8 protein-coding genes are annotated in these 6,527 nt (G+C 65.3%); 5 read left to right on the top strand and 3 right to left on the bottom strand.

Going from position 1 to position 6,527, the window contains the following annotated elements:
• Positions 1-354 precede the first annotated feature (354 nt).
• Entirely contained in the window at positions 355-1,263 is a 909-nt protein-coding gene (locus ACXJKR_RS20820; protein WP_457324436.1) for a LysR family transcriptional regulator, read from the bottom strand.
• Between the two features lie 134 nt (positions 1,264-1,397).
• Here ACXJKR_RS20820 and ACXJKR_RS20815 point away from each other — a divergent pair, with 134 nt between their 5' ends.
• From ACXJKR_RS20815 to ACXJKR_RS20800, 4 genes are read left to right on the top strand one after another with little or no spacing between them, the layout of a single operon-like run.
• Positions 1,398-1,697, top strand: a complete 300-nt coding sequence (locus ACXJKR_RS20815) for a superoxide dismutase (RefSeq protein WP_457324435.1) — start codon at positions 1,398-1,400, stop codon at positions 1,695-1,697.
• A 6-nt stretch (positions 1,698-1,703) separates the two neighbouring features.
• Positions 1,704-2,615 (top strand): alpha/beta hydrolase, encoded by a 912-nt coding sequence (locus ACXJKR_RS20810; protein ID WP_457324434.1) that lies wholly within the window; start codon positions 1,704-1,706, stop codon positions 2,613-2,615.
• A 15-nt stretch (positions 2,616-2,630) separates the two neighbouring features.
• The gene (locus ACXJKR_RS20805; protein WP_457324433.1) at positions 2,631-3,326 is read left to right on the top strand and encodes a type 1 glutamine amidotransferase domain-containing protein; all 696 of its coding nucleotides are present in this window, start codon (positions 2,631-2,633) and stop codon (positions 3,324-3,326) included.
• A gap of 19 nt (positions 3,327-3,345) precedes the next feature.
• Entirely contained in the window at positions 3,346-4,383 is a 1,038-nt protein-coding gene (locus tag ACXJKR_RS20800; RefSeq protein WP_457324432.1) for an amidohydrolase family protein, read from the top strand.
• A gap of 97 nt (positions 4,384-4,480) precedes the next feature.
• On the opposite strand, the gene ACXJKR_RS20795 is transcribed toward ACXJKR_RS20800, so the two are convergent.
• Positions 4,481-5,425 (bottom strand): LysR family transcriptional regulator, encoded by a 945-nt coding sequence (locus ACXJKR_RS20795; protein ID WP_056198794.1) that lies wholly within the window; start codon positions 5,423-5,425, stop codon positions 4,481-4,483.
• A 103-nt stretch (positions 5,426-5,528) separates the two neighbouring features.
• Between ACXJKR_RS20795 and ACXJKR_RS20790 the strand changes: the two genes are divergently transcribed.
• Positions 5,529-5,903 carry a nuclear transport factor 2 family protein gene (locus tag ACXJKR_RS20790; protein ID WP_056198791.1) on the top strand — a complete coding sequence of 125 codons (375 nt, stop codon included), beginning with the start codon at positions 5,529-5,531 and terminating at the stop codon, positions 5,901-5,903.
• Positions 5,904-5,917: 14 nt separating this feature from the next.
• On the opposite strand, the gene ACXJKR_RS20785 is transcribed toward ACXJKR_RS20790, so the two are convergent.
• The coding region (locus ACXJKR_RS20785) for a PH domain-containing protein (protein ID WP_457324431.1) at positions 5,918-6,527 on the bottom strand (610 nt) is incomplete at its 5' end.

The raw sequence follows: 6,527 nt of genomic DNA, 5'->3' as shown, positions 1-6,527 counted from the left end.
GCCTTGAAAGCCTCGAGTTGCGCCGGATCAATCTCAAGCTCGGCGATTCTGATGAAGGGCATCTTCGACTCCACGGCGTTTGCGACGCTCGAAAGGACCAGCATGGAAAGTGTCGATGCGACGGCAATCGCGGCGGCGCGCGTGCTCATGAGTGACGGCTTGCGATTCCACACGGCGTCCATCCCTTCTGTCGGCGTTCTGCCTGCGCGTTCAGCGCTCGGAACTCATGTCAGCGGGCGGCCCTCAGCGGACTGAAATCGTAGGTGGCCACCCGCGATGCCATTGGAGAAGGAAAGTCGCGGCTGATGCGCCGCCACTTCTACAAGGTCTGGGTCTTCAAACGCTCAAGCGGCACTAGCCTTCGACGGCGCCCGGAAGCCTGGACACCAGCGTGTCGATCGCCAGGCGCAGACGCAAGGGCATGTGCTGGCTGACCGGCCAAAGCGCATGGCATTCAACCGACGCATGCGGGCGCTCCTCGAAGAGCGCGACGAGGCGACCGCCTTGCAGACTGTCCCGAACGAGCCAATGCGGCAGCCATGCGATGCCGAGCCCGGCCGCAGCCGCGTCGGCGACGACGGCAAGGTCATCAAAACGGAAACGGGAACTCAAGGTGACCTCGATCAGCTTGCCTTCGACGTCCGGCAGGGTCCAGGGCTGCACGTAGTCGGCCCGCCAGTACAGCAGGGCGTCATGCCCTTCGAACGACTGGGTGTCGGCGGGATGGCCGCGCGTCGCGAGGTAGTGCGGCGAGGCGCACAACACCTTTCTCTGGCTGCTCAGCCGGCGGCTGCGAAGCTGCCCCGTCGCCGGCCCCAACTTGCCGTTGCGGATCGCGAGGTCGATGCGCTCGGCAACGATGTCCGTCGGGCGGTCACTGAAGCACAGGTCGAGTTCCAGCTTCGGGTGTTCGCGCGCGAGTTCCAGCAGGATGGGTGCCACGCAAAGCCGACCGAACAGCACGGGCATCGCGACGCGCAGCCGCCCGCTGACCTCGTGCCGGCCGGATTCAAGCAGCGCCTCCGCTTCGCGGAGCTCATCCATGGCGCGAACGCAGCGCTCGTAATAGATCTGGCCGTCTTCGGTCAGGCTCAGCGCCCGCGTCGTGCGGTGAAAGAGCCGCACGCCCAGCCGGGTTTCGAGCCGTGCAATGGCCTTGGCGACAGCGGAACGCGTCAACGCCAGCCGCTCTGCGGCGCGCGCAAAGCCACCGGCATCCACCGTTTCCACAAAAACCGCCACGCCGTCGAGTCTGTCCAGCATCGTTCTATTGTCGAATTTTCGGAATCATAACCAAGACGTTAATGCGCCACTGGCGAATTAATGGAAACCGTAGCATGCCGCGAGCGCCCCGCCACGGGGACCGGCCTGATCCGTTCTTCTACAAAAGACCACTCATGAAACTGCTTTGCCTCGACATCCCCCAGCCCGGCGCCACGCTGGAACAGTACCAACCGCACCTGCAGGACGAAGCCCGCCACGGCTGGCAGCTCTACAAGAGCGGCATCGTCCGTGACATCTATTTCCGCCAGGACCGCCCGGGCGTCGCCATCCTCGCCGAGGCCGAGTCCGTGGAAGCCGCCAGGAAGGCCCTGGCCGAGTTCCCGCTGGCCAAGGCCGGCCTCATCGGCTGGGACGTCATTCCGCTGGGCCCCTTCCTGAACTGGGAAATGCTTTTCGCCGCCGGCAACGCCTGATTCCTCATGCTCCAAGCCGTCTCGTTTGCGAATCGAGCGATCCAGCTCTCAGGGCACCTTCACCTGCCGGACGACTTCCGGGAAGACAGGCAATACCCCGCCCTCGTCGGCATTCACCCCGCCGGCGGCGTGAAGGAACAGACGATAGGCCTGTATGCCAAGCGGCTGGCGGCACATGGCTTCGTCGTTGTCGTCTTCGACGCCTCCTACCAGGGCGCGAGCGGCGGCGAGCCCCGCCTGCTGGAGGACCCGTCGGCGCGCGTGGAAGATGCCCGTGCGGCTGCCGACTTTCTCTCGACGCTTCCCTACGTCGACGTGGAGCGCATGGGGGTCTTCGGTGTTTGCGCCGGCGGCGGATACGCGCTCGCCGTTGCCCAGTCGGAGCGCCGCTTCAAGGCGGTGGGCGTGGTCAGCGCCACGCCGATGGGCGAGGCAGCCAGGACCATTGTTGGCAACCCCATCCCTGTTGTTGCCTTGATAGGAACACTGCAAGCGGCGGCGCAGCAACGCACGGCCGAAGCCAGGGGTGCAGAGCCCCTCTACGCGCCGTTCGTTCCCGAACGGCTGGAAGACATCGACGACAACACGCCGACCTTTCTTCGCGAAGCCTACGACTACTACCGCACACCGCGGGGCCAGCACCCCAACTCCAAGGGCCGCTTCCTGATGACCAGCCTCGACAAGATGCTGGCCTTCACGGTCTTCCACCTGATTCCGGACCTGCTGACCCAGCCGCTGCTGCTGATCGCCGGGAGCATCGCCGACACCAAGGTCTACAGCGAGCAAGCGTTGGCGCTGTCGAAAGGCCCGAAAGAGCTGTTCGTCATCGAAGGCGCCACCCACGTCGCGCTCTACGACCGGCCTGAGTACGTGGATCAGGCGATTGCCAAGCTCGTCCCCTTCTTCAGCAACCTGTGATTACAGCCATCGCCCATGACCCGACAAGCTTCTGAACTCAAGCCCATCCTCTTCGTCGTCACCAGCAACCCGGTCAAGGGGGCGACAGGCATCCCCACCGGCTTCAACCTGGCGGAGGTCACCCACCCGCTGGAGAAGCTGCAGCAAGCCGGCATCCGCGTCGAGATCGCCTCCATCCAGGGCGGCGCCGCGCCGCTCGACGGGCTGGAGGACATGAAGGACCCGGTGGTCGCCCGCTATTGGGCGGATGCCGATTTCCGCCACGCCATTGCCAACACGCTGCGCATCGATGACGCCGACCCTGCGCGCTACTCGGCGGTCATGTTCGCGGGCGGCCACGGCACGATGTGGGACTTCCCCGACAGCGCCGGCGCGCAGAAGCTCATCCGCGAGATCGACGCGGCGGGCGGCATCGTCAGCGCCGTGTGCCACGGCCCGGCGGCCCTGGTCAATGCACGCCGTGCCGACGGCAGCCTGCTGGTGGCGGGCAAGCGCGTGGCGGCCTTCACCGATAGCGAGGAAGAGGAAGTCCAGTCCACCCACGTCGTGCCCTTCCTGCTGGCCTCCACGCTCAACGAGCGCGGCGCGTTGCATCAGGACTCACCCAATTGGTCCAACAAGGTGGAGGTTGATGGCCGGTTGATCACGGGCCAGAACCCGCAGTCCGCCGCCAGCCTCGGCGAAGCGCTGCGCGACGCGCTGCTGGCGTGATCGGCGGCCGGGGCGCGACATGAAGYTGATCTGCGTCGAAGAGCACGTGCTGGATGCTGCCATCGGTGCGGCGTCGCAAAGCCTCGTGCGTGCCGAGGCGCCGTATCTCGCCGATTGGGGCAGCCGCGTCATCGACGGCCAACAGGTGGCCGCGCCCGGCCGCCCGCATGTCGTCGCGCCCAGCGAGTCGGCGCGCAAGGCGCTGGACATGGGCGCGGCCCGCCTGGTCGACATGGACGCGGCAGGCATCGCCATGCAAGTCCTCTCCTACGGCGGCTTTCCCCAGCTGCTGCCGGCCGCCCAGGCCATAGCCCTGAACCGCGCTGCCAACGACAAGCTGGCCGCGGCCGCGCAAGCCCATCCCTCGCGATTCGCCGGGTTTGCCACGCTGCCCTGGCAGGCGCCCGAGGCCGCCGCGCGTGAGCTGGAGCGGGCCGTGAAGGAGCTGGGCCTCAAGGGTGCGCTCATCAACGGGCGCCCCGGCGAGACCTTCCTGGACGACCCGCGCTACGCCCCCGTGCTGGCTGCGTTCGACGAGCTGAACGTGCCGCTGTACGTTCACCCCGGCCTGCCGCTGCCGGCCGTGCAGGCGCCGTACTACGGTGGCTTCGAGCGCGAACTCAGCGCACGCCTGTCGATGTTCGCCTGGGGTTGGCACAACGAGGCCGGCATCCAGGTCGTGCGCATGCTGCTCGCCGGGGTGTTCGACCGCTACCCCCGCTTGCAGGTCATCAGCRGCCACTGGGGCGAGATGGTGCCCTTCTTCCTGCAGAGGCTGGAGGACTCCATTCCCCAGCAGGCGTCAGGCCTGAAGCGCCCCATCGCGCGGACCTACCGCGAGCACGTCTACGTGTCGCCCAGCGGCATGCTCACCTTGCCGCACTTCCAGTTCATCCATGCGCTGATGGGTGCGGAGCGCATCCTGTACTCCATCGACTACCCCTACCAAAGCCTGGACGGCGCGCGCGGCTTCATCGAGGGCCTGCCCGTCAGCGACGCGGACAAGGCCCTGATCGCCCATGGCAACGCCGAGCGCCTGCTTGGCCTGGAGAGCTAGGCCCAGGACAGTCGAACAAGCGCACGAATCGGCGCGGGGCTCGAAGAGATGGACTGCGTGGTGTCGCGATAGGAGCTGATGGCGCCGATCGACCCATTCATGGCCGAAGGTCGACTTGGCCGGCCGGCTGAAGCACCGGCATCATGCCCACAACAAAGTCGATGAAGGCTCTGACCTTGGCCGGAACGTGGGTCCGGCTGGGGTAGTAGACATAGAGGGGAAATGTCTCGTCAGCCCAGTCCGGCAAGACGGGCTCCAGCGTGCCCGCTCGCAGATGCGAATCGACCCCGAGGTCGATCACCTGGGCGATCCCGTGGCCCGCGAGACAGGCCCCAATCTTGATTCCGGCGTCCGTGACCGTCAGGTTGCCGCGAACGGCCACCTTCACTTTCTCATCGCCACGCCAGAACTCCCACTCGAAGGGCCTGCCGGTGGCGGGATCGATGGCGACGATGCACTCATGATCGTCGCCCACCAGATCCTGCGGCGACCTGGGTCGACCGCGGCGCGCCAGATAGGACGGCGCGGCAACGGTCAGAACGCGCGGGCTGTAGAGCCTGCGGCAGACCAGGGTCGAGATGGATGGAGGCCCAAACCTGACGGCGAGATCAAATCCGTCGCTCACCAGGTCCGAGAGACCGTTCTTGGTCTCCAACCTCAGTTGAAGAGACGGGTGGGCCTTTAGAAACTGCGCCAGCTCCGGCGCCAACACGAGGCCGGCAAACCGGGCATCGCAGGCGACGCGCAGCGTGCCGTTGACGGCCGAGGCCTGGTCAGAGGCGGCGGCCGTCGCATCCTCTATCCCCTGCAGCAGGGGCAGCACCTTGGAGAGCAACGCATGCCCGGCATCCGTCACTTCAACGTGTCGGCTTGTGCGATGCACGAGCTTGGCGCTGAGACGGTCCTCCAAGCGCTGGATCGAGCGGCTCACCGCGGGCTGCGTCTTGCCCAGCCGAGAGGCGGCACGACCGAAGCTCTTCGATTCGGCGACCGCATTCAGCGCCAGCAGGCCGATGACAAGCGCTCCATCAAGGTCATCCATGGTCGATGTGTTCTGGTAATGGCAGCGATRACCAGTTCGCTGTAGCCGGGCGCGGAAGGATTCCTCACTATACGAATCGTTCGCCCATTGATGAAAGCCAGCGATGACCCAGACCCAAGCCGTAGCCACTCTGATCGAGGACTATTTCAATCTGGCCTATGAGCCGAAGAGCCGTGACTTCAACAAGGTCTTCCACCCGAACTGCTTTGTGCAGTGGCTTGACGGGGGGCGGTTGAACATGCTGTCCTCACAGGACTATGCGGCGCTCATCCATGGAAGGCCGAGCCCCCAGTCGACGGGTGCGCCGAGGGACGAAGCAATCCTCTCGGTCGAGCACATCTCGGACAGCCTTTCAACAGCGAACGTGAGGGTGCGGATCGGCCAGAAGCTGTTCAACGACCACTTCGTCCTGCACAAGGTGGAGGGCAGCTGGCTGATCACGGTCAAGGCATCCTTTGTGGCGGGCACCTTCGACTGAAGCGTCTCTTGACGCTATGCCTGGCTGCTCTGTGCCGAGTCCTGGGCCTCGACGAAGGCGCGGCGGAATACAAGTGGCTCTGCGATGCCGTCGATGGGCGCATGGGATGCGCCGGTGCCCGCAATGACGAGGGTGCCAAAGTTGAGCATTCGGCCCATGAGGGACTGATTGACCTGAATGCTCTCCACCTTGTTGATGTTGATCTCGATCGTGTGGCGGCGGATGAATCCGTGTTTGACGATCACTCTCTTGGTGGTCACGGCCAGCTCGGTTGACCTGATGCGAACGTAGGCGGCCACCCAAAGGATGAGCCCAAGGCCAAAGGCGGGCAGCAAGAGCAGGCCGAACAACAGCAAGTGCCAAACCGACCAGAGGCTGGTGCGCCCCAGATGGACGACTCGCTCGCCGGGCACGAGAACCTGATCGACGTAACGTGACATGGCGAGATCCGTTGAGTTGGCATCGCGGATTGGACGCGAGTCCTGCCGATTGACGCAAGGAGGCATTCGGTAAGTTCGCGCACTTGCCGAGGCGCCGGCCTTCCAGCAACCTCTTGGCACTCGACACYAAGCCCTGGCGATGTGCAGGAAATTCGTGCTGCCGGCCACGCCGAAGGGCATGCCC

It is taken from the genome of Roseateles sp. P5_E11 (assembly GCF_054049355.1).
This window is presented reverse-complemented; position numbering and strand designations above follow the sequence as displayed.